We start from the raw sequence: 22,694 nt of genomic DNA, 5'->3' as shown, positions 1-22,694 counted from the left end.
GCGCGCCGGTCAGGGCGGATCATTCGATGCTGAACGGGAAGTACTTGTCGTTGATTTTCTTGTACGTACCGTCGGCTTTGATTTCTGCCAGGGCTTTGTTCAGGTCGTCGCGCAGCTTGGTGTCACCTTTGCGCACGGCAATGCCGATCTTGTCGCTGTCCATCACCGGCTCGCCCTTGAACTCGAAGTTCGAGCCGTCTTTGCTTTTCAGCCACTCGTACTGCACGTACTTGTCGGCCAGGATGCCGTCGATACGACCGGAAACCAGGTCGAGGTAGGCGTTTTCCTGGGTGTCGTACAGCTTGATGTCGACGCCCTTGAAGTTGTCTTCAAGGTAGGTGCCGGCCAAGGTTGCGCGCTGGGTACCGATGACCTTGCCTTTCAGCGACTCTTTGTCAGTCTTGAAGTCGACGTTTTTCGGCGCGATGAACTGCAGCTTGTTGGAGTAGTACGGATCGGTGAAGTCCACAGCCTGCTTGCGTTCGTCGGTGATCGACAGCGACGACACCAGGAAGTCGAACTTCTTGGCGTTCAGGGCCGGGATGATGCCGTCCCAGTCGGAGGTAACGACCGAGCACTCGACTTTCATCTTGGCGCACAGGGCGTCGCCAATGTCTTTGTCGAAGCCGACCACGTTACCGCTGGCATCCTTGTTGTTGAACGGTGGGTAGGCGGCTTCGATGCCCATGCGCAGTTTTTCTGCGGCCATGGCGTTTGCCGACATCACCAGCGTGGCAGCAGCTGCCAGGAGAAACTTCTTGTAGGTGTGCATGTATTGCTCCGTTAGCGGTGGCTGGACATGAATTGCTTGCAACGCGCCGAGGTCGGGTTTTCGAAGACCTGCTGCGGCGATCCCTGCTCTTCGACCAGGCCCTGGTGCAGGAAGACGACTTCACTGGACACATGGCGGGCAAAGCTCATCTCGTGCGTCACCAGCAGCATGGTACGGCCTTCTTCGGCCAATGCGCGGATAACGTTAAGCACTTCCTGGACCATTTCCGGATCGAGCGCCGAAGTGGGCTCGTCGAACAGGATGACCTTGGGCTTCATGGCCAGGGTACGGGCAATGGCGGCGCGCTGTTGCTGGCCACCGGAAAGCTGGGCGGGGTAGCTGTGGCGTTTGTCGTAGATGCCGACCTTGTTCAGCAGCGCTTCGGCGGCTTCGATGGCCTCGGCCTTGCTTTGGCCGAGCACGCGGCGTGGCGCCTCGATGATGTTGTCGAGGATCGACATGTGCGGCCACAGGTTGAAATTCTGGAAGACAAAGCCGATTTCGCTGCGCAGGCGATTGATCTGGCGGTTGTCGGCTGCGATCAGGTCGCCATTCTTGGCGGCCTTGAGCTTGAGGGCTTCGCCGGCGACCAGGATTTCGCCCTGGTGCGGGTTCTCGAGCAGGTTGATGCAGCGCAGCAGGGTGGACTTACCGGAGCCGGACGACCCCAGGATGGAGATCACGTCACCGTCGCGAGCGGTCAGCGAAATGCCCTTTAGAATTTCCTGCTCGCCGTAGCGTTTGTGCAAATTGCGGATTTCCAGCGCGGGCGTGGCCTGAGCCATGTGCGGTCCTCATGTGTTCGGGTGCGTTCCCAGCTGTTGGCGGCCTTCCTGGCGTGCGCCAAGCTAGCATAGCGGCATTATGACGGCCAACAGGGTCGCCGGGGACTGGGGGCGCTGGTGGGGCAGTTTGTCGCATCGCTACAGCGTAACGTCGCGCAGATGTCCGCGAAGGTGTCGCCCAGCACCAGAGCCTTGATGAAAAAAGGCGCGATGGTGCCAGCTTTGGCCGGCTCATGGAAGCTGTTTTGACCCATTGGAGGGGTAAACCCGACCTTTTGGCAGTGCTAACGGGTTCACCCACGAATGCCATGTTGATATCACAAGGTTGTACCCATGGGTTGCACTTTTTGGCATTGCAGTGGTGCGCAGGTGTTACCGAGGAGCACCTTTGGTGCATTTGTAAGTGGGTATTTCAGTAATCCGCTGATTTGAGGTCCTTTCGGTCATGCAATGGCCGAAAGCCCTCCAGGCCGCATCCTAAAAGGCCTGCAGAATTTTCTGACGAGTGCATTCGTCATATGGCGCGCTTATTGCCAGTTGGAAACCGCCGATTGCAGCGACGCCTAGGTCATCCCCTGGCGCGCTCTGTACCCGCAGTCGGCGTGGTCCACTCCTTACAAAGGTAGTTTCAATGAGCGGTAACAATTCCAATGACCTCGCTCAGGGGCTCAAACAACGGCATGTGACCATGCTGTCCATCGCTGGCGTCATCGGTGCCGGCCTGTTCGTAGGCTCCGGCCACGCCATCGCAGCGGCCGGCCCTGCCGTGCTGCTGGCTTACGCTGCCGCCGGTACGCTGGTCGTGCTGGTGATGCGTATGTTGGGTGAAATGGCAGTCGCCTCGCCTGACACCGGTTCGTTCTCTACGTATGCCGACCGCGCCATCGGGCGCTGGGCCGGTTTCACCATTGGCTGGCTGTACTGGTGGTTCTGGGTGCTGGTGATTCCGCTGGAGGCCAACGCCGCCGCAGCCATTCTGCATGCCTGGTTCCCGGCGGTTGACCTGTGGGCGTTCTCCCTCGTCATTACCTTGGCACTGACACTTACCAACCTGTGCAGTGTGAAGAACTACGGTGAGTTCGAGTTCTGGTTTGCCCTGCTCAAAGTGCTGGCGATCATCGGCTTCATCGCCGTGGGCTGTGCTGCTTTGTTCGGCTTTGTACCGAGCAGCCAGGTGAGCGGTGCCAGCCACCTGTTCGATACCCAGGGCTTCATGCCCAACGGCCTGGGCGCGGTGCTGGCAGCCATGCTGACCACCATGTTCTCGTTCATGGGTACCGAAATTGTCACCATCGCCGCTGCCGAGTCGAAGGACCCAGGCAAGCAGATCAGCCGTGCCACCAACTCGGTAATCTGGCGTATCTGCCTGTTCTACCTGGTGTCGATCTTCCTGGTCGTGGCCCTGGTGCCGTGGAACGACCCGGCCCTGGCCGAGACGGGCTCCTACCAGACCGTGCTGAGCCGTATCGGTGTGCCGAATGCCAAGCTGATCGTCGACATTGTCGTGCTGATTGCCGTGACCAGCTGCCTGAACTCGGCGCTGTACACTTCTTCGCGCATGTTGTTCTCGCTGAGCAAGCGTGGCGACGCCCCGGCCATCGCCCAGCGCACCACCAAGGCGGCGACCCCGCACGTGGCGGTACTGCTGTCCACCGCAGCGGCATTCCTTTGCGTGTTCGCCAACTTCGTGGCACCGGCCCAGGTGTTCGAGTTCCTGCTGGCCAGCTCTGGCGCCATCGCGCTGCTGGTGTACCTGGTGATTGCCGTTTCGCAGCTGCGCATGCGCGCCCAGCGTGAAGCCCGCGGCGAGAAGATCACCTTCAAGATGTGGCTGTTCCCGGGCCTGACCTGGGCGACCATTGCCTTCATCGTAGCCATTCTGGTGGTCATGGCGCTGCGTGAGGATCACCGTGCGGAGATCATTGCGACTGCGCTGCTGAGTATTGGTGTGGTGGCGGCTGGCTTGCTGGTGCACCGCAAGCGCGAGGCTGCCGGGCGGGCGGCGCTGGACAGCTGATCGGCGCTGGCTGAAATGAGAAGGCCGCGCCCTGTGAAGGGTGCGGCCTTTTTTTGTGGCCTGTGATGGCCCTTTCGCGGGCAAGCCCGCAGGTTCACCACAGGCCCGTAGGAGCGGGTTATATGGCCCTGTCAGCCGAACTGCTTCTGCTGTTGCTGCTGCTTGGCCACCAGTTCGGAAGCGGCGATATAGGCGTCCTGGAACTCATCACTCTCCAGCCAGGCCATGGTGGTCTCTTCGTCAGCGCCATCCAGCCATTTGCGGTAGGCGTTGAACACCAGCACGATGTAGTCGGTGGCGTGTTCTTCCTTGTGCCCCTTGAGCACCAGGGCGAGCAGCGGGTCCACCAGGAACACCGAGATCATTGGCACCAGGCCGCCTTCCTGGGCTTCCTTCATCTTGTTGAACATCGCGTCGTAGCTGCCCGACTCCATGGCCTTGTTGTACACCTGCTCGACGCTGGCGCTGTCGCCGGCACTGGCCTTGACCGCTTGGCCGCTGCGTACCATGCGGTTCTGCTTGGCCTTGCTGGCGGCGCGCTTGGCGCGTTTCTGTTGCTTGGTAGGGGTGGCCATGGGGAAATCCTTGGGTGAGTCTGAAAGTGCGCGTATTGAAGCGCAATTGCCCGATAAACCCAAGCGGCGCGCCTGGGCGCTGCAGCTTGAGATGTCTGTGGGATACATATCCAGATTATTCGGACCGTGGGCCCTGCGTAGCTTCTCTCCTGCTGCCAGCCATGTTGGCTGGCAGCCTGTCACTGCGCCAATTCGGCGTCCGTGAGTGATGCGCACGTTTGCGCTACAAAGGAGGAGTCATGAAGCACTTTTATCTGGTCACCCTGTACGGCTACACGGACGATGGCAGGGTTTACTATCCAACCGGTTTCGCCGGTTGCGACGAGCAAAGGATTACGAAGGCTGACATCGCCGCCATTATCGAAAAAGGCAAGCAACACGGCCACCTTCAGTTGCACAGCATCTCCTACATGGGGCACATGACCGAGGACGCATTCAATCATCTTCGTTCCATGTCGGACGAGTAAGGTCTGGCCCGCAGTCTGCTTATGGCTGCGGGTTTCTCGATTGCATGGCGAGCCTTCAGGTTGCGTTGTGAGGTCTCGTGTTCTTCGACGCCGCCTGAAGTTAAAAATCACAGGCAACAAAAAACCCGCACTAGGCGGGTTTCTTGTTGTCGCTTCGGGTAACTTTGCAACCACCAGAAGCTTGAAGGTGGTGCCCAGAGACGGAGTCGAACCGCCGACACGAGGATTTTCAATCCTCTGCTCTACCGACTGAGCTATCTGGGCGACGAGGTGAATTAAATAGATTTCCGGACCGCTCGTCAACGACTTTTTGAAAAAATTTTAAATTAATTCCGTCGCTTACGATTTTTGGGGTCATTCGGCCGGTGGAACGTAGCCTTCGGCCTGGGCGTATTCTTCGCCGGCGAAAAACTTGTCCATCTCAGCCTGGAGGAATTTGCGGTCCTCGGCGTTCATCATGTTCAGGCGCTTCTCGTTGATCAGCATGGTCTGGTGCTTCTGCCAGTCGGCCCAGGCTTTCTGCGAGATGTGTTCGAAGATGTCCTGGCCCTTGGCACCGGGATAGGGCGGGCGTTCCAGGCCTGGCAGTTCTTCTTGGTATTTGCGGCACATCACGGTGCGGGTCATCGGGCGTCTCCTGCGATCAGTTCGTCGGCCGCGCGTTCAAGCAGCTTTTTCACCGGGGCGGCGAGGCCCAGGCGCGGCGGGGTGGCGAGGTTATACCAGAGCCAGTCGGCCTCGGCCACGTGCTCGCCGACCGGGTCGACGTGCACGAGCCAGGGCTCGATCGCCAGCTGGAAGTGGCTGAAGGTATGGGTCAGGCCGTCCATGGCGTGGCGGCCAGCCAGGCGCAGGCCGTGCTGGTAGGCCAGGTCGTCGAGTTGGGCGATGTCGTCCAGCTCCGGGAGGCTCCACAAACCACCCCACAGGCCGCTGGAAGGGCGGCGGTAAAGCAGGATGGCGCCTTCGTGGTTGGCCAACAGTGGCATCAATGTGCGCCGTTGCGGCAGCGCCTTGCGCGGTTTGGGCTCGGGGTAGCGGGTTTCTTCTCCGTGCAGGTGCGCTTCGCAGCCGCGCTGCAACGGGCAGATCAGGCAACTGGGCTTGCTGCGCGTACACAGCGTGGCGCCCATGTCCATCATCGCCTGGGTGTAGTGGTTGGCGCGTTGTTGCGGGGTAAAGCGCTCGGCGGTGGCCCATAGCTGGTTGGCAACCTTGGGTTCGCCAGGGTAGCCGGCCTGGGCGGTGTAGCGTGCCAGCACGCGCTTGACGTTGCCGTCGAGGATCGGTGCGCGGATGCCCATGCTGATGCTGGCGATGGCGCCGGCAGTGGAGCGGCCAATGCCGGGCAGCTCGGTAAGCTGCTCGACACTGCGCGGGAATTCGCCGCCATGTTGCTCGACGACGACCTTGGCGGCCTTTTGCAGGTTGCGTGCGCGGGTGTAGTAGCCAAGGCCCGTCCACAGGTGCAGCACTTCGTCCTCCGGTGCCTCGGCCAGGGCTTGCACCGTTGGCAGGGCCTGCATGAAGCGGTCGAAGTAATTGAGCACGGTGCTGACCTGGGTCTGCTGCAACATGATTTCCGACACCCACACCCGGTACGGCGTGATGCCCTGTTGCCAGGGCAGGTCGTGCCGGCCGTGCTCGTCATACCAGTCCAGCACTGCGCTGGAGAACTGCTCGGGGCTCATCGGTTGAACAGCCCCTTGAGCGCGTCTTTCAGTTCCGGGCTCACTTTGTCTCCAAGTTTTTCGTCAAGTTTTTCATCGATCTTGTCTTTCAGGCGGTTGCCGGCCAGCTTGGCGGCAACCTTGCCCAGGCCGTTCTGGTCGAGGCGGCAGGCCTTTGCGCCGAGTTCCAGCGGGCCACGGCAGCGCAGGGGGACTTCAACACCCACATAACGTTCGTTGACCTGGCAGGCCGGGTCCGGCATGGCACGCTGGTCGCCTTCGACGACTATGCCGATGTTGTAGTCCATGCCCAGCACGCGCAGGTCGAGGTCACCATGGCCATTGACGGTCAGGCCCGGGATGCGCGCCTTGAGGTCCGGGTTGCTGGCGACGCCATTGCGTACCACCAGGCTGCCGCGCAGCTCCTGGAAGGGGGTGTCCTTGCCGCGTGGTTCGCTGCTCAGCGTCTTGCGATTGAGCGTGGCGATGGCCTGGCACAGCTGCTGTTCCAGGTTGGCATTGACCAGCACGCCATCGTTGATGGCGAAGTTTGCGCTGCCGTTCAGGGTGTCGACCAGTGCTTTCTGGCTGTTACCGGTGGCTGTCAGATCACTGGTCAGGGTCAGCAGGCCCTTGACCGGCGGCGTCTGTTCCTTGCCTTCGGTCTTGATGAAGTGTTCCACCGGCACCCGCTGGATATTGGTGTTCACACCCAGCTGTGGCACGGCAGGGCGCACGTCGACCGTGCCCTTGGCTTCGAAGGTGCCGTTGTACAGCTCTCCGCGCAGGGTTTGCAGGGTCAGCAGGCCGCCTTGGCCAACGGCCTTGAGCTGGGCGCTCTCGATCGGCAGCTTGTCCAGGGTCAACGAGCCGAAGGCCAGGTCGGCCTGCAGGTCGAGGGCGCGCAGACGGTCGACCGGCAGCAGCTTGTCGTCGCTCCATGCCACTTGTGTTGGGGCGCTGGGCAGTGGTGTGGTGCCGGCACCGGCTACGGCGCTGGCCTCTTGTTGCTTGACCTCGGCCTGGCGCGCAGCGGTGGTGCCCTTGGCTTCTTCGCTCTTGGCCGGCAGGTAGCGGTCGGCGTCGAAGGTGTCGCCCTTAAGCTGCAGGCGCAGGGCTTGTTTGGCGAAATCTTCGACGGCCACGCGGCCGCTGAAGGTGCTGTCGTCCAGCTTCACTGCCAGGTCTTCCAGGGCCAGGCTGCTGGGTGTGCCCAGCAGGCGAGTCACCAGCTCCAGCTTGGCGAAGGCGGCCGGGTCGTTGGTGGCCGGCAGCGGGTGGCCAATGCTTTCAAGGAAGGCGCGCAGGTTGAACTGGGCGATGGACAGGCCGCCGCTCAGCTGGGGTGCCTTGTCCAGATCACGCAGGTTCAGCTCACCGAGGGCGCGCAGTTGGTTGGCCGAGACTTTCAGGCCGTTCCATGAGGCGACATTGGCGGCCAGGTCGACCAGCAGTTGGCCTTGGGCGGCGAAGGTCACGGTCTTGCCGCCGGTAGGCTCACCCGAGGTCTCGCCCGACAGGCGCATGTCTTCGAAGTTGTAGCGTTTGAGCTTGCGGTCGAAACGCAATTCGCCGGCCAGCTCGGTACGGGCCTTGATGCTCGGCTGGCTGGCGCTGATGAAGGCGCTGGCCTTGAGCGCAATGTTTGCGCCTTCGTGGATCGGGCCGGTGCTCAGCTGGATGCTTTCGGCGCTGTAGCTGTGGCCGGTCTTGGCATCGGTGTACTGCACGCGGGCGTTGTTCACGGTCAGGCTGTCGATGTCCAGCTTGATGGCGCGGTCGTTGCTGTTGGTGGTCGCAGGCGTCTGCTCGGCAGGTGCCTGTGCGGATGCATCGGTGCTTGCGCCATTCTGCGCGGGCAGCGGTTTGCCGATGTCCTCCCAGTTGCCATGGCCCTGTTCGTCACGCGCCAGGGTCAGGTTCAGGCCCTCGACACGTACGTCGCTCATTTGCACTTCGCGGCGCAGCAGCGGCAGCACACGAACCGAAAGGCCAAGCATCTGCAGGTCGGCGAACGGTTCCTTGGGTTTGTTCAAGGTGGCGATGCTGGCTTCGTGCAGCTCCAGGCCCAGCCACGGGAACAGGCTCCAGCCGATGTCACCGTTGAGGGTCAGTTCGACGTGCGCCTTGTCGCGTGCCAGCTGGCGAATCTCGTCTTTGTAGTCGTTGGGATCAAAGAGGTGGGTCAGGGCGAAGCCCAGCGCCACGATGATCAGCAGTAACCCGAGAAGCCCCAGTCCCAGGATTTTGCCGAACGCTTTCATGGGCGAGTCCTTTTAGTCCGTTAGTGAGTTCAGGCGGCAGAGTATAACGCTGTCGCGGTTACCCCCGCTTGTACGACTAGAGATGTAGGAAATTCCTACGCCTGTATCAGAGAGTATGGCTTTCGACAGCCTAATATTGAGCTTTTGCCGGGAACATGACCGTTTCAGTCAGGCGAAAATGAACGATGGCAGATTGCTTTCATGCTGCTTGATGCTGCTACCCTTGCGCCGCTTTGCGAGCACCCTCCCTATAACAAGGATCAGATTCATGACCAGTACCGTCGCGACGGGAACCTTGGCCAGTGAGCCAGGCTTCCTGTCGAAGGAACGCATAATCGCCCGCCCGGGCTTCAACCGCTGGCTGGTCCCACCAGCTGCCCTGGCCATTCACCTGTGCATCGGTATGGCCTACGGCTTCTCGGTATTCTGGCTGCCTTTGTCGCAAGCCCTGGGGATCACCGCCCCCGTCGCCTGTGCGGCAGACATGGGCTTCATGGCCCGGATGTTCAGCGCCGAATGCGACTGGCCAATCTCGATGCTGAGCTGGATCTATACCCTGTTCTTCGTCTTCCTCGGCTGCTCGGCGGCGGTGCTGGGCGGCTGGCTGGAGCACGCCGGCCCGCGCAAGGCTGGCTTGGTGTCGGCCTTGTGCTGGTGCGGTGGCATGCTGCTTTCGGCGATAGGTGTGAAAACCCATCAGCTGTGGCTGATGTGGCTTGGCTCGGGCGTGATTGGCGGTATCGGTCTGGGCCTGGGCTACATCTCACCCGTGTCGACCTTGATCAAGTGGTTCCCGGACAAACGCGGCATGGCCACCGGTATGGCGATCATGGGCTTCGGCGGCGGGGCCATGGTCGGGGCGCCGCTGGCCACCGCGCTTATGGGGCATTTTGGCAATGAGCACGAGGTTGGCGTATGGCAGAGTTTTGTCGCCATGGCGGCGATCTACTTCGTGTTCATGACCGCTGGCGCCCTGGCGTATCGCGTACCACCGACCGGCTGGAAGCCTGAAGGCTGGGCTGCGCCGTTGAAGAATGCCGGTAACGCCATGGTCACCGACCGTCATGTGCACGTCAGTGTGGCCTGGAAGACCCCGCAGTTCGCGCTTATCTGGCTGGTGCTGTGCCTGAACGTGTCGGCGGGCATCGGCATTTTGGGCATGGCTTCACCGCTGCTGCAGGAAGTGTTCGCCGGTAAATTACTGGGCAACGAACTGACCTTCAGCCAGCTGAGCACTGCGCAGCTGGCGCAGATTGCCGCGATCGCCGCCGGCTTTACCGGCCTGCTGAGCCTGTTCAACATTGGCGGCCGGTTCTTCTGGGCATCGTTCTCCGACTACATCGGCCGCAAGAACACCTACTTTGCCTTCTTCGCCTTGGGCGTGGGCTTGTACAGCCTGGTGCCGAACATGGGGCACCTGGGCAACGTGGCGCTTTTCGTGGCAGCGTTCTGCATCATCCTATCGATGTATGGCGGTGGTTTTGCAACGGTGCCGGCCTACCTGGCCGACCTGTTCGGCACGCAGATGGTGGGTGCCATCCATGGCCGCCTGCTGACCGCCTGGGCGGCAGCGGGGGTGCTGGGGCCGGTGCTGATCACCTACCTGCGCGAGTATCAACTGGCAGCGGGCGTGGAGCGGGCGGCGGCTTATGACATGACCTTGTACATCCTCGCGGGTCTGCTGGTGCTGGGCTTTATCTGCAACATGCTGGTGCGCCCAGTGGCCGACAAGCACTTCATGAGTGATGCCGAACTGGCGGCCGAGCGGGCGTTGAGCCATGACAAGGGCGCCGATGGGGCGCGGTCGCTGGAGTGGAAAGCGGCGCCAGGCAGCCTGCCACTGGTGCTGCTGGCCTGGGCGGTGGTGGTCGTGCCGATGGCCTGGGGTGTGTGGGTGACACTGCAGAAGACTGCTGTCCTGTTCCATTGATGTAACTGCATGGGTGCGCTTTGCGCCCCTTTCGCGACGCAAGGCCGCTCCCACAGGGACCGCGTACGCTTCAGGGTTGCGCGGTCCCTTTGGGAGCGGCCTTGTGTCGCGATGGGCTGCAAAGCAGCCCCCATTACGCAGTTGTATAGACCTGTAGCAGCATCCAGCCCGCGTAAAACCTGGCTTTGCCATATGTCATCCGCGTTTCAAGCTGGCGCGTTCTGGGCCTATAATGAAACCCTTTTCGCCCAATGATTTTGCGGAGCTGGTGATGGTTGAACGTAAGGCTTCCGTCGAGCGCAATACCCTGGAAACCCAGGTCAAGTGCTCGATCAACCTCGATGGCAGCGGCAAGGCCCGATTCGATATCGGTGTGCCCTTCCTTGAACACATGCTGGACCAGATCGCCCGCCATGGGTTGATCGATCTGGATATCGAGTGCAAGGGTGATACGCATATCGACGATCACCATACCGTCGAAGACGTCGGCATCACCCTGGGCATGGCATTCGCCCAGGCCATCGGTGACAAGAAAGGTATCTTCCGCTACGGCCACGCCTACGTGCCGCTGGACGAAGCGCTGTCACGCGTGGTCATCGACTTCTCTGGCCGCCCAGGCCTGCAGATGCACGTACCGTATACCCGTGCCAGCGTTGGCGGCTTCGATGTCGACCTGTTCCAGGAGTTTTTCCAGGGCTTCGTCAACCACGCCCTGGTAACCCTGCATATCGACAACCTGCGTGGCCACAACACCCACCACCAGATCGAAACCGTATTCAAGGCTTTCGGCCGCGCTCTGCGCATGGCCATCACCCTCGACGAGCGTATGGCCGGGCAGATGCCTTCCACCAAAGGGTGCCTGTAAATGCAAACGGTAGCCGTAATCGACTATGGCATGGGTAACCTGCACTCGGTGGCCAAGGCGCTTGAGCACGTAGGTGCCGGTAAAGTGCTGGTTACCAGCGATGCCTCAGTGATCCGCGAGGCCGACCGTGTGGTGTTCCCGGGCGTGGGCGCGATTCGCGACTGCATGGCCGAGATCCGCCGCCTGGGCTTCGACAGCCTGGTGCGCGAAGTCAGCCAGGACCGCCCGTTCCTCGGCATCTGCGTCGGTATGCAGGCGCTGCTCGAGCACAGTGAGGAAAACGCCGGCGTCGACTGCATTGGCCTGTTCCCTGGCCAGGTGCGCTTTTTCGGCAAAGACCTGCAAGAAGAGGGCGAGCACCTGAAGGTGCCGCACATGGGCTGGAACGAAGTCAGCCAGACCATCGACCACCCGCTGTGGCACGACATCCCTGATCGCGCACGTTTCTACTTCGTGCACAGCTACTACATCAATGCCGGCAAGCCGGGCCAGGTGGTGGGTCGCGGTCACTATGGCGTCGATTTCGCCGCAGCGCTGGCCGACGGTTCGCGTTTTGCCGTGCAGTTCCACCCGGAGAAGAGCCATACCCATGGCCTGCAGCTGCTGCAGAACTTCATCGCCTGGGACGGGCGCTGGTAAATGAGCAGGTCGAAGACCAAGGCCCCGACCATCACCCTGGCCCCCGAGCAGGAGCGCGATGCGCTCGACACCTTGAAGCGTTTTCTCGAAGACCGCTTCGAGCTGCAGTTGGGGTCGTTCGAGGTGGCCGAGGTCCTCGAGCTGTTCAGCAAAGAGATTGCACCCCATTACTACAACAGGGCGATTGCCGATGTTCAGCTGCACCTCAAGGAGCGGTTCGAGAGCATCGAAAGCGACCTGTGGGCACTCGAGAAGCCCTGAAACCCAACAAATAGACAGGTTCCCAAGATGCTGATTATCCCCGCTATCGATCTGAAGGACGGTGCTTGCGTGCGCCTGCGCCAGGGCCGCATGGAAGACTCTACGGTATTTTCCGACGACCCGGTGAGCATGGCCGCCAAGTGGGTCGAGGGTGGCTGCCGCCGCCTGCACCTGGTCGACCTCAACGGCGCCTTCGAAGGCCAGCCGGTCAATGGTGAAGTGGTTACCGCCATCGCCAAGCGCTACCCGAACCTGCCGATCCAGATCGGCGGCGGTATCCGTTCGCTGGAAACCATCGAACACTACGTCAAGGCTGGCGTCAGCTACGTGATCATCGGCACCAAGGCCGTCAAGCAGCCCGAGTTCGTCGCTGAAGCGTGCAAAGCCTTCCCGGGCAAGGTCATCGTCGGCCTGGACGCCAAGGACGGTTTCGTCGCCACCGACGGTTGGGCCGAAGTGAGCTCGGTGCAGGTCATCGACCTGGCCAAGCGTTTCGAGGCCGATGGCGTCTCGGCGATCGTCTACACCGACATTGCCAAGGACGGCATGATGCAGGGCTGCAACGTGCCCTTCACCAAGGCACTGGCTGAAGCCACCCGTATCCCGGTGATCGCCTCGGGCGGCATTCACAACCTGGGTGACATCAAGGCCCTGCTGGACGCCAAGGCCCCGGGCATCATCGGCGCCATCACCGGCCGTGCCATCTACGAAGGCACCCTGGATGTCGCTGAGGCCCAGGCCTTCTGTGACAACTACCAAGGCTGAGGACTGAACCATGGCACTGGCCAAGCGCATTATCCCTTGCCTGGACGTGGACAACGGCCGGGTGGTCAAGGGCGTCAAGTTCGAGAACATCCGTGATGCCGGCGACCCGGTGGAAATCGCCCGTCGCTACGACGAGCAAGGTGCCGACGAAATCACCTTTCTCGACATCACCGCCAGCGTCGATGGGCGCGACACCACGCTGCATACCGTCGAGCGCATGGCCAGCCAGGTGTTCATCCCGCTGACGGTTGGTGGTGGCGTGCGGACCGTGCAGGACATCCGCAACCTGCTCAACGCCGGTGCCGACAAGGTCTCGATCAACACCGCCGCGGTGTTCAACCCAGAGTTTGTCGGTGAGGCGGCGGACCGTTTCGGTTCGCAGTGCATCGTTGTCGCCATCGATGCCAAGAAAGTGTCCGGGCCAGGTGAAGCGCCGCGCTGGGAGATTTTCACTCACGGCGGGCGCAAGCCGACCGGGCTGGATGCAGTCGAGTGGGCGAAGAAGATGGAAGGCCTGGGCGCTGGCGAGATCCTGCTGACCAGCATGGACCAGGACGGCATGAAGAACGGCTTCGACCTGGGCGTTACCCGGGCTATCAGTGATGCGCTGGGGATTCCGGTGATTGCCTCGGGGGGGGTGGGTAACCTGCAGCACCTGGCAGACGGCATTCTGGAAGGGCATGCCAGCGCGGTGCTGGCGGCCAGCATCTTCCACTTTGGCGAGTACACAGTGCCGGAGGCCAAGGCCTACATGGCTTCGCGCGGGATCGTCGTTCGCTGATCCATTGACCGGGGCTGCTTTGCAGCCCTTCGCGGGCACGCCCGCTCCCACAGGTTTGCTGAGATCTCTGTGGGAGCGGGCGTGCCCGCGAAGGGCCGCGAAGCGGCCCCAATTGCTTCAACCGTGGTTCTTGCCGAGCAGCGCGTGGTAAAGCTCGGTATCCCCGAGTATCCCCACCACCCTGTCGTTATCCTGCAGCACCAGCTTGTTGCCGGTTTGATAACGAATCTGCAGTGCCTCACGCATGCCGATGTCGGCGTGCACCACGGTCGGCCTGCGCTCCAGCAGCTCCACATCTTGCCCCGGTGCCCATTTCTGCATGTCCAGCCCGTTCTGGCCTTGGCGTGCACGCTTGAGCGCGCCGCCTTCGCCAAGGTCCAGCCACGAATCGATACCTGGGTCCAGGCACACCGAGCCATTGACCCGCTTGCAGTTGTCCAGGCTGCGCATCAGGCTGCGCCCGCACAGCACGTTCAGCGGGTTGGTATGGGCGACGAAGGTGCGCACGTATTCGTCGGCCGGGTTCAGCACGATCTCCTCCGGCTTGCTGTACTGGATGATCCGACCGTCCTTCATGATCGCGATTCGGGTACCCAGTTTCAGCGCCTCGTCCAGGTCGTGGCTGACGAACACGATGGTTTTGCTCAACTTAGCCTGCAGGCCAAGCAGCTCATCTTGCAGGCCCTGGCGGATCAGTGGATCCAGGGCCGAGAACGGTTCGTCCATCAGCAGGATGTCGGCATCCATCGCCAGCGCCCGGGCCAGGCCCACGCGCTGCTGCATGCCGCCAGACAGCTCATCCGGCTTCTTGTTGCGCCACTGGGTCAGGCCCACCAGCTCAAGCTTCTCGTCGACCAGCTTGCGCCGTTCCTTTTCCGGGCGACCCTGCATTTCCAGGCCGAAGCTGATGTTCTCGCGCACCGTCAGCCAAGGCATCAGGGCAAACTTCTGGAACACCATGGCAATGCGCTTGGTGCGCATCATCTTCAGCTCGGCCGCGGAGCAGTTGGCAATGTCGATGTGCTTGCCTTCGTGTTCGACGAACAACTTGCCACGGCTGACGGTGTTGAGGCCGTTGATACAGCGCAGCAGGCTCGACTTGCCCGAGCCGGACAAGCCCATCAGCACGCAGATCTCGCCTTTGTTGATATCGAGGTTGGCCTTTTCGACACCCACCACCAGGCCGGTCTGCTTGAGGATCTGCTCGCGGGTCTGGCCTTGGTCCAGCAGCGCCAGTGCCTCGCGCGGCTTGTTGGAGAAGATAACGTCGACGTCTTCGAAACGAATGATGCTCATGCCTCACCCCTTACCGGCAGTTCCGGTTGCTTGCAGATACGGTCGAGCATGATTGCCAGCAGCACGATCGCCAGGCCCGCTTCGAAGCCCAGGGAGATATCGGCGGTGTTCAGTGCGTTGACCACAGGTTTGCCCAGGCCATCAGCGCCAACCAGGGCGGCAATGACCACCATCGACAGCGACAGCATGATGCATTGAGTGACACCGGCGGCGATGCTTGGCATCGCGTGCGGCAGTTCGATACGGGTAAGCAGCTGACGACGCGAGCAGCCAAAGGCCTTGCCGGCGTCCATCAACTCTTGCGGCACGTCGCAGATGCCCAGGTAGGTCAGGCGAATGGGCGCGGCAATGGCGAACACCACGGTGGAGATCAGCCCCGGCACCACGCCCAGGCCGAACAGGGTCAGGGTAGGGATCAGGTAGACGAAGGTGGGCACCGTCTGCATCAGGTCGAGCACCGGGCGCATGGCGGTATAGAACATCGGCTTGTGCGCGGCGAGGATGCCCAGTGGCACGCCGATCACCACACATACCACCGTGGCGAAGGTGACCTGCGCCAGGGTCTCCATGGTTTCCTGCCAGTAACCCAGGTTGAGGATCAGCAGGAACGACAGGGCGACAAATGCGGTCAGTGCCCACTTGCGCTGGATGAAATGCGCCAGGGCGGCGAATAGGGCGATAAGGACGAACGGGTTGAAGAAAGTCAGGGCGCTGGTGACGCCATGGATCATGAACTCCAGGCCTTGCGCGATGGCGTCGAAGTAATTCGCGCCGTTCTGGGTCAGCCATTCGACGAACGACGCGATGTACTGGCCCAGGGGTATTTTCTGATCGATAAGCATGATAGCGAGCTTCCACCTGCATAGATTGAAATCAACCCGGGGCAGGCACGGTCCTGCCCCGAGGTAGCGCTACTGCGTAGTTCGTTATTGCGTAAGCTTGGCCTTGACCGCCTCCAGGCCAGGCTTGCCATCAACGGTGGTAACGCCGGCCAGCCAGGCATCCAGCTTGCCTGGGTTGTCCTTGATCCATTTCTTGGCGGCGGCTTCGGGTTTCATCTTGTCGTCCAGGACATAGCCCATCATGGTGCTTTCATCCTTGAGCTCGAACGACAGGTTCTTAAGCAGTTGGCCAACGTTGCTGCATTCCTGCGTGTATCCTTTGCGGGTGTTTGTCAGCACGGTCGCCTTGCCGAAGTCGGGGCCGAAGAAGTCGTCCCCGCCGGTCAGGTACTGCATCTTGAAGCGGGTGTTCATCGGGTGTGGCTCCCAGCCCAGGAACACCAATGCCTCGCCGCGTTTCTGCGCGCGGTCAACTTGCGACAGCATGCCCGCCTCGCTGGACTGCACGATCTTGAAACCGGCGTCCTTCAAGCCAAAGGCGTTCTTGTCGATCATGCTCTGGATGGTGCGGTTACCGTCGTTACCCGGTTCGATGCCGTAGATCTTGCCGTCCAGTTCCTTCTTGAACTTGGGTATGTCGCTGAAATCCTTCAGGCCCTTGTCGTACAGCGCCTGGGGGACTGCCAGGGTGTACTTGGCGTTCTCCAGGTTGGCGCGCACGGTTTCTACCGTGCCGGCGTCGCGGTACTGCTTGATGTCGTTCTCCATGGTCGGCATCCAGTTGCCGAGAAACACGTCCAGGTCCTTGCCGGTGGCCAGCGACTTGTAGGTCACCGGTACCGAGATCATGGTGGTGTGGGTCTTGTAACCCAGTGCTTCGAGCACAACGCTGGTGGTCGCGGTCGTGACTGTGATGTCGGTCCAGCCGACATCGGAGAAGCGTACAGTCTGACATTGCTCGGGTTCGGCTGCTTGGGCCAGCAATGGCGCGGACAGCAACGCAACCAGTAACAGCGAGGGTGAACCTTTCATGGATGGACTCCTGAGATATTGTCTTCGGGTTCGCGTGGGTCGCCGGGCTTTCTGAGGGTCCGGTCGACCAGGCCTGCAGAGGGCAGGATGCGTGGCCGTGCTTTACGAGTCGCTTTCGATAATCCTCCAGCTCCGGGCAATCGCCTACTGGTTGGGTCGTATCCAGTACGGAACGGGTCGTATCCAGTATGGGCGATGTCGCTTATGGATTTTTCCACCCCCTCGCGCGCATTTTTGCGTCACCAGGCCGCTGGAAAACGGCGCGGTGGGCGCAGTTTCTGGTTGAGAACAGCGCGGCGCTGCTGGACAAAAGTACGTCGGTTGCAGACGGCGAGGTGGGCGGTAAAAGCCCGATGATGCTGGCATTCAAGGCGGCCCGCTGTTTGAGCCTAGCAGCTACCCCGCCCTGCGCATGGCGCGCAGAGACAAGCCCAGCAAGAGGTGATTCGACAATGGCCATCAGCGTGTTCGACCTGTTCAAGATCGGTGTCGGGCCCTCCAGCTCCCACACCGTCGGCCCCATGCGTGCTGGCGCCCTGTTCGTTCAGGGCCTGCGCGAACGCGGTGAGCTGGAGCGTGTAAAACGGATCGAAGTGCGCCTGTATGGCTCGCTGTCAGCCACCGGTATCGGCCATGGCACCGACAACGCCACCATCATGGGCCTGATGGGCGAGTGGCCTGACGCCATTGACCCGACCCAGATCGTGCCGCGTATCGCCGACCTGCGCGAAACCAACACCCTGCAGCTGGATAGCCGCTTGCCCATCGAGTTTGTCTGGGCCCGCGACATGCTGCTGCTGGACGAGAACCTGCCCTATCACCCCAACGCCATGACCCTGATTGCCGAAGGCGAGCAGGGCGAGTTGCACCGCGACACCTATTACTCGGTGGGCGGCGGCTTTGTGGTCGATGCAGCCCAAGCCGCCAGCGGTGTGCTGGATGCTGACCAGACAGTGCTGCCGTACGACTTCAACAGCGCCGCCGAACTGCTGCGCCTGTGCAAGCAAAACGACCTCAGCGTGTCGCAATTGATGATGGCCAACGAGAAGGTCTGGCGCAGCGAGGAAGACATCCGCGCTGGCCTGCACAAGCTCTGGGAAGCCATGCAGGAATGCGTCAACAACGGCCTCAAGTACGAGGGCACGCTACCCGGCGGGCTGAACGTGCGCCGCCGTGCCGCCAAGCTGCACCGCAGCCTGCAGGAAATCGGCAAGCCCAACGTGATCGGCTCGACCATGAGTGCCATGGAATGGGTCAACCTGTTCGCCTTGGCGGTCAATGAAGAAAACGCCGCCGGTGGGCGCATGGTGACCGCGCCTACCAACGGCGCGGCGGGCATCATCCCGGCAGTGCTGCATTACTACATGCGCTTCAGCGATGCGGTGGATGAATCCAGCGTTGTCGATTACTTCCTGGCTGCCGCCGCTGTGGGCATCCTGTGCAAGAAGAACGCTTCGATCTCTGGTGCCGAAGTGGGCTGCCAGGGGGAAGTCGGCTCGGCCTGCGCGATGGCCGCAGCGGGGCTTGCCGAAGTGCTCGGCGCCACCCCGCCACAGGTTGAGAACGCCGCTGAAATTGCCCTGGAACACAACCTTGGCCTGACCTGCGACCCGGTGGGTGGGTTGGTGCAAGTGCCCTGCATCGAGCGCAACGCGATTGCTGCGGTGAAGGCCATCAACGCGGTGCAGATGGCCTTGCGCGGCGATGGTGAGCACTTCATTTCCCTCGACCAGGTAATCCGCACCATGCGCGATACCGGCGCCGATATGCACGACAAGTACAAAGAGACCTCGCGCGGCGGCCTGGCGGTCAGCGCTATCGAGTGCTGATTTTCTGAGCTGACCTTCTGGGCCTCTTCGCGGGCAAGCCCGCTCCTACAGGAACTGTGCAATCCCTGTAGGAGCGGGCTTGCCCGCGAAGAGGCCCTTGAGGCTGATGCAGGTGCAACACAACCGCCTATGCCTCTTTATGGTGCGGTGATGGGCGCCCCGCCTACCGATCGTCGGATGTCGCGATCAGTGTGGGCGTTGTCGGTGACACTTAAAGGTGTCGCTTCTGGGAAACCCATGCGGCGCGTGTCACTAAACTGCTCAACCGTTACAGGCAACGCGCTAGTTCGCCTGTTCTGGACGACTGGCCAACACGATGCAAGCACTTGAAATGCCCAATAAAGGCGTCGTTTTCAGGTTTTTTTGGATGGCCGTTCAAGTTTAGGCACGACGTTTGCGTTGAGATTGGCAAGCCTACCCCCGGAAAATGACCGAGGGGTCATAACAAGAAGTAAGTGCCCGCCTGAGGCACACCCTGCATTTGTGTGAGGAGAAATCGCGATGACGTCGTACACCTCCGGGAATCCAACCCAGAACCGCACAACACCCCAGTCCATCGGGTTTCTTCTATTGGACAATTTCACCCTGATTTCCCTGGCATCGGCGGTCGAGCCGCTGCGCATGGCAAACCAGCTGTCTGGCCGTGAGCTGTATCGCTGGCACACGCTGACGATCGATGGCGGCCAGGTGTGGGCCAGCGATGGCCTGCAAATCACACCGGATGCCGCAATCAGCAATGCTCCGCCCATCGACACCGTGATTGTCTGTGGTGGTGTTGGCATCCAGCGTTCCGTCACCCGTGAACACGTCACCTGGTTGCAAGCCCAGGCCCGTCAGTCGCGCAGGTTGGGTGCCGTGTGCACCGGCAGTTGGGCACTGGCCTGCGCTGGCCTGCTCGACGGCTTCGATTGCAGCGTGCACTGGGAATGCCTGGCCGCAATGCAGGAAGCCTTCCCGCGGGTGAACATGAGCACCCGCCTGTTCACCCTTGACCGCAACCGCTTCACCAGCTCCGGTGGCACCGCGCCGCTGGACATGATGCTGCACCTGATCAGCCGTGATCATGGCCGCGAGCTGTCGGCGGCGATCTCCGAGATGTTCGTCTACGAGCGTATTCGCAACGAGCAGGACCACCAGCGTGTACCGCTCAAGCACATGCTTGGCACCAACCAGCCGAAGTTGCAGGAAATCGTTGCGCTGATGGAGGCCAATCTTGAGGAACCGATCGACCTGGACGAACTGGCGGTGTACGTGTCGGTTTCGCGACGCCAGCTGGAGCGCCTGTTCCAGAAGTACCTGCACTGCTCGCCGTCGCGCTATTACCTGAAGTTGCGCCTGATCCGTGCGCGGCAGCTGCTGAAGCAGACGCCGATGTCGATCATCGAAGTGGCATCGGTGTGCGGCTTCGTGTCGACCCCGCACTTCTCCAAGTGCTATCGCGAGTACTTCGGTATTCCGCCGCGTGACGAGCGGGTAGGCTCCAACACCGCGCAGCAGGTAGCCATGATGCCGATTCCGCAGGCCATGACCCTGTCGCCGCACAGCGGGCCGATGGCGGCCCTGAGCCAGGCGCGCAATGAGTCGACATTTGCCAGTGTAAGGCTCTGACACCGCGCCGGCCTCTTCGCGGGCACGCCCGCTCCCACAGGTCACCCGCTGAGCTTGAGCCAGCGGTGATCTGTGGGGGCGGGCTTGTTCCGCGAAGGGGCCGGTCCTGGGTAAATGGATTACGCGCGTTTGTTGAACTGCGCCAACGCTGGCAACAGTTGCTTGTCGATGGCCTGGCGTACTGCCGGCAGGATCGTCGCACTGCCGGTGTACATCTGCTCCACCATCCCCTTCAGCGCCCGCGCATTGGGCTCGGTCAGGCCACGAACCACCGCTTCACACGCCTGTTCGGCACTGGCCCCGGCAGGAATATCGAAACCGCGCGCGCGCAGGTGGCCGGCGAGGTCGTCCTGATCAATCAAATCCGCATGCATCATGGCTGTTGTCCCTTTTATCGCTAAGAGAGTGCTGCTGTGATTTACGACCGATTCTGTGACGTGCGCGACAGCCTCGCAAGGACAGAATGTCGCCATGGCTGCTTTGGCTAAGAACAGGTCGTTTACGACTAAATCCCCTGCCAGGCAAGCACGCACACTGAAGCCATTCACGGTACAGAGGGTTTGGTCACCCTCGCTCACACGCAGTGGATGTTGCTCGCTCTTGGCCCCGGTAGCTCACGGCTTCCCGGGGTTATTTTTTTGCAACTGTTATTTATGTCAGTTGTTGGGAATCGATGCGCATGGTCCAGTAAGGCTCCGATATCTGGAGCATGAACATGAACCGGGAACAATTGAAATTCTGCTTGCTAGGTGCTGTGTTTCTTTTTGGAGGATGCTCGGCTTCGGACCCTAGAACCCATCTCGACAGTTCGGCGGATACGCTGTTTCAGATCACGCCAGACCAGAACCACGCCGCCCTTGAGAGGCAATCGGGTACTGACCAGTATTTGAAGCTTTTGTTGAATGTGGCAGAAGACGCTGAAGTTAAAGAAGTACAGGTCAAGCCTGGGCTTGTATCGAAAGATACGGCGACGCTATCAATGCCTCTGACTGACGGCCGAACGGTGAGTTTCAGGTTGTCAAGAAGCGATAGTGTTGCTTCGGGAATGGTAGGGTGGGTTGGCGATATGCCTTCCAACCGTAGACAACTCTACCCCTCACCTGCGGAAATCGATATGGATCCGCTCAACTGGGTTTCGTTGGTGAGTGACGGTAACCTGGTCGTTGGGGATATCCGGGTGGATGGGCAGCTCTACCGGTTAACGGCGGTTGGCAAAGGCCAGCAAGTCTTGGTCAAGGTTGATGAATCAAAATTACCACCAGAAGCAGCGCCGATCCCTGTTCCTGTACAAGCGCAGGAAAAAACCAGATCACTCAGCACGTCTCAGTCGCGAAAAAGTACTATTAGGGTGCTATTCGTTACAACCCACCAGTCGAGGGCCATGTTTCCGAATTACAAGATCGAATTGGCGCAGGCGTTACAGAACGCCAACCAATATTTGATCAATAGCAAAGTCGATGCTGTGTACGAGCTGTCTGATATTTACGATTCTGACTACGACGAGACAGGCAAGTCTCCACAGACTCAGCTCAGCGATATGAAAGCTGATAAACCATTCGGGGCGAAAATTCATATCGAACGTGAAAAGGGGCGCGCCGATCTGGTATCAATGCTTTCGACGTTTAGCATTTACTGTGGTATAGCGAACCTCACAGCTTCCGTGGAGAGGGCTTTTTCGGCAATTAGTTGCTTTGGTTCGTTAGGCCACGAATTAGGGCATAACATGGGGGCCGATCATAAGGACGAGGCTCCAGTTGCGTCCCTACCCCCTTACGCTTATGGCTACCAGCATACAGCGCCAAATTTCCATACGCAGATGCGAACGTCGCATGGTGCCATTCCCTATCATTCAAACCCGCGGTTGCAGTATCAAGGGGTTCCTATGGGTACGGTAGATAAAAATGATGTGGCGCGGACTTTCAATGAAAATCGGGACACTGTTGCCAATTTTTATCCGGACCCTGCTCATCGCGTTCGTTTGTGGTTGTACGGGGCGAACCGGGGTTGCTTCATTGATTTGAAGCCGGGTGAACAAGCCCTGCTCTCATGGTTTACGGAATGCAAGGATAATGATGTCAATCCCGTAAGGGTAGAGGTAAAGGACTTCTACAGTGGTTCGACCCCGAGAAAATTATGCTTCGCCAATATTTTTTACACGGTAAATAGCTGCTATACGGGAAGTAACTTTTCTGGGGATTTCGTCATAACGAGTGTACATACTGGCGGTGGTAAACCAGAAGGGTTCAAATTTACAAGAAGACTGATAGGGCCAGTCTATAGGGTGTCATACGAGTGA

At 60.5% G+C, this 22,694-nt stretch carries 21 protein-coding genes and 1 tRNA gene; 11 read left to right on the top strand and 11 right to left on the bottom strand.

All coding sequences use genetic code 11. The annotated features are described in order from the left end of the window. Positions 1-19: 19 nt before the first annotated feature. Positions 20-772: an ABC transporter substrate-binding protein gene (locus ACF8FB_RS24305; RefSeq protein ID WP_020190015.1), complete on the bottom strand. Its 753-nt coding sequence runs from the start codon at positions 770-772 to the stop codon at positions 20-22. An 11-nt stretch (positions 773-783) separates the two neighbouring features. Further along, positions 784-1,557 carry an ABC transporter ATP-binding protein gene (locus ACF8FB_RS24300; RefSeq protein WP_003255746.1) on the bottom strand — a complete coding sequence of 258 codons (774 nt, stop codon included), beginning with the start codon at positions 1,555-1,557 and terminating at the stop codon, positions 784-786. 631 nt (positions 1,558-2,188) lie between these two features. Here ACF8FB_RS24300 and gabP point away from each other — a divergent pair. Then, positions 2,189-3,574: a GABA permease gene (gene gabP, locus ACF8FB_RS24295; RefSeq protein WP_020190016.1), complete on the top strand. Its 1,386-nt coding sequence runs from the start codon at positions 2,189-2,191 to the stop codon at positions 3,572-3,574. Positions 3,575-3,705: 131 nt separating this feature from the next. Here gabP and ACF8FB_RS24290 read toward each other — a convergent pair whose 3' ends face one another. Then, positions 3,706-4,149, bottom strand: coding sequence for a hypothetical protein (locus ACF8FB_RS24290; RefSeq protein WP_014589364.1), 444 nt, complete (start codon positions 4,147-4,149; stop codon positions 3,706-3,708). A 239-nt stretch (positions 4,150-4,388) separates the two neighbouring features. Between ACF8FB_RS24290 and ACF8FB_RS24285 the strand changes: the two genes are divergently transcribed. After that, entirely contained in the window at positions 4,389-4,616 is a 228-nt protein-coding gene (locus ACF8FB_RS24285; protein ID WP_019439077.1) for a hypothetical protein, read from the top strand. 188 nt (positions 4,617-4,804) lie between these two features. Here the strand turns inward: ACF8FB_RS24285 and ACF8FB_RS24280 are convergent. The 4 genes from ACF8FB_RS24280 to ACF8FB_RS24265 form a co-directional block, all read right to left on the bottom strand. Next, positions 4,805-4,880: transfer RNA gene (locus tag ACF8FB_RS24280), tRNA-Phe, on the bottom strand. A gap of 90 nt (positions 4,881-4,970) precedes the next feature. Beyond that, the gene (locus ACF8FB_RS24275) at positions 4,971-5,243 is read right to left on the bottom strand and encodes an oxidative damage protection protein (protein ID WP_003255742.1); all 273 of its coding nucleotides are present in this window, start codon (positions 5,241-5,243) and stop codon (positions 4,971-4,973) included. Further along, entirely contained in the window at positions 5,240-6,307 is a 1,068-nt protein-coding gene (mutY, locus tag ACF8FB_RS24270; RefSeq protein WP_010951654.1) for an A/G-specific adenine glycosylase, read from the bottom strand. The genes ACF8FB_RS24275 and mutY overlap by 4 nt, the downstream gene beginning before the upstream one ends. After that, positions 6,304-8,550, bottom strand: a complete 2,247-nt coding sequence (locus tag ACF8FB_RS24265; protein ID WP_392509606.1) for an AsmA family protein — start codon at positions 8,548-8,550, stop codon at positions 6,304-6,306. The genes mutY and ACF8FB_RS24265 overlap by 4 nt, the downstream gene beginning before the upstream one ends. A gap of 268 nt (positions 8,551-8,818) precedes the next feature. Between ACF8FB_RS24265 and ACF8FB_RS24260 the strand changes: the two genes are divergently transcribed. The 6 genes from ACF8FB_RS24260 to hisF all read left to right on the top strand — a co-directional run bounded on the left by ACF8FB_RS24260 (position 8,819) and on the right by hisF (position 13,791). Continuing rightward, on the top strand, positions 8,819-10,480 hold the full coding sequence (locus ACF8FB_RS24260; protein ID WP_392509605.1) for an OFA family MFS transporter: 1,662 nt from the start codon (positions 8,819-8,821) through the stop codon (positions 10,478-10,480). Positions 10,481-10,751: 271 nt separating this feature from the next. Continuing rightward, positions 10,752-11,345, top strand: coding sequence for an imidazoleglycerol-phosphate dehydratase HisB (gene hisB / locus ACF8FB_RS24255; protein ID WP_003255736.1), 594 nt, complete (start codon positions 10,752-10,754; stop codon positions 11,343-11,345). Further along, complete coding sequence (gene hisH / locus ACF8FB_RS24250) at positions 11,346-11,984, top strand: imidazole glycerol phosphate synthase subunit HisH (RefSeq protein ID WP_010951658.1); 639 nt, start codon at positions 11,346-11,348, stop codon at positions 11,982-11,984. Continuing rightward, positions 11,985-12,245 (top strand): DUF2164 domain-containing protein, encoded by a 261-nt coding sequence (locus ACF8FB_RS24245; RefSeq protein WP_010951659.1) that lies wholly within the window; start codon positions 11,985-11,987, stop codon positions 12,243-12,245. Positions 12,246-12,272: 27 nt separating this feature from the next. Continuing rightward, positions 12,273-13,010, top strand: a complete 738-nt coding sequence (hisA, locus tag ACF8FB_RS24240) for a 1-(5-phosphoribosyl)-5-[(5-phosphoribosylamino)methylideneamino]imidazole-4-carboxamide isomerase (protein ID WP_003255731.1) — start codon at positions 12,273-12,275, stop codon at positions 13,008-13,010. Positions 13,011-13,020: 10 nt separating this feature from the next. After that, entirely contained in the window at positions 13,021-13,791 is a 771-nt protein-coding gene (gene hisF, locus ACF8FB_RS24235) for an imidazole glycerol phosphate synthase subunit HisF (RefSeq protein WP_003255729.1), read from the top strand. Between the two features lie 117 nt (positions 13,792-13,908). Here the strand turns inward: hisF and choV are convergent, their stop codons facing one another. From choV to ACF8FB_RS24220, 3 genes are all read right to left on the bottom strand, one after another. Further along, positions 13,909-15,087, bottom strand: a complete 1,179-nt coding sequence (gene choV / locus ACF8FB_RS24230; protein WP_010951660.1) for a choline ABC transporter ATP-binding protein — start codon at positions 15,085-15,087, stop codon at positions 13,909-13,911. Continuing rightward, complete coding sequence (choW, locus tag ACF8FB_RS24225; protein ID WP_172830946.1) at positions 15,084-15,932, bottom strand: choline ABC transporter permease subunit; 849 nt, start codon at positions 15,930-15,932, stop codon at positions 15,084-15,086. The genes choV and choW overlap by 4 nt, the downstream gene beginning before the upstream one ends. An 81-nt stretch (positions 15,933-16,013) precedes the next feature. Continuing rightward, on the bottom strand, positions 16,014-16,961 hold the full coding sequence (locus ACF8FB_RS24220; protein ID WP_010951661.1) for a choline ABC transporter substrate-binding protein: 948 nt from the start codon (positions 16,959-16,961) through the stop codon (positions 16,014-16,016). 452 nt (positions 16,962-17,413) lie between these two features. Between ACF8FB_RS24220 and ACF8FB_RS24215 the strand changes: the two genes are divergently transcribed. Both ACF8FB_RS24215 and ACF8FB_RS24210 read left to right on the top strand, forming a co-directional pair. Next, positions 17,414-18,790 (top strand): L-serine ammonia-lyase, encoded by a 1,377-nt coding sequence (locus ACF8FB_RS24215; protein ID WP_010951662.1) that lies wholly within the window; start codon positions 17,414-17,416, stop codon positions 18,788-18,790. Between the two features lie 501 nt (positions 18,791-19,291). After that, positions 19,292-20,398: a GlxA family transcriptional regulator gene (locus tag ACF8FB_RS24210; protein ID WP_010951663.1), complete on the top strand. Its 1,107-nt coding sequence runs from the start codon at positions 19,292-19,294 to the stop codon at positions 20,396-20,398. A 119-nt stretch (positions 20,399-20,517) separates the two neighbouring features. On the opposite strand, the gene ACF8FB_RS24205 is transcribed toward ACF8FB_RS24210, so the two are convergent. Beyond that, positions 20,518-20,775: a hypothetical protein gene (locus tag ACF8FB_RS24205; RefSeq protein ID WP_003255717.1), complete on the bottom strand. Its 258-nt coding sequence runs from the start codon at positions 20,773-20,775 to the stop codon at positions 20,518-20,520. Positions 20,776-21,113: 338 nt separating this feature from the next. Between ACF8FB_RS24205 and ACF8FB_RS24200 the strand changes: the two genes are divergently transcribed. Continuing rightward, the gene (locus tag ACF8FB_RS24200) at positions 21,114-22,694 is read left to right on the top strand and encodes a zinc-dependent metalloprotease family protein (RefSeq protein ID WP_392512200.1); all 1,581 of its coding nucleotides are present in this window, start codon (positions 21,114-21,116) and stop codon (positions 22,692-22,694) included.

It is taken from the genome of Pseudomonas sp. yb_2 (assembly GCF_043103905.1).
In the GTDB taxonomy this organism is placed as follows: domain Bacteria; phylum Pseudomonadota; class Gammaproteobacteria; order Pseudomonadales; family Pseudomonadaceae; genus Aquipseudomonas; species Aquipseudomonas alloputida.
The sequence above is the reverse complement of the archived record's forward strand: the minus strand, read 5'-3'. Positions and strand labels throughout refer to the sequence as shown.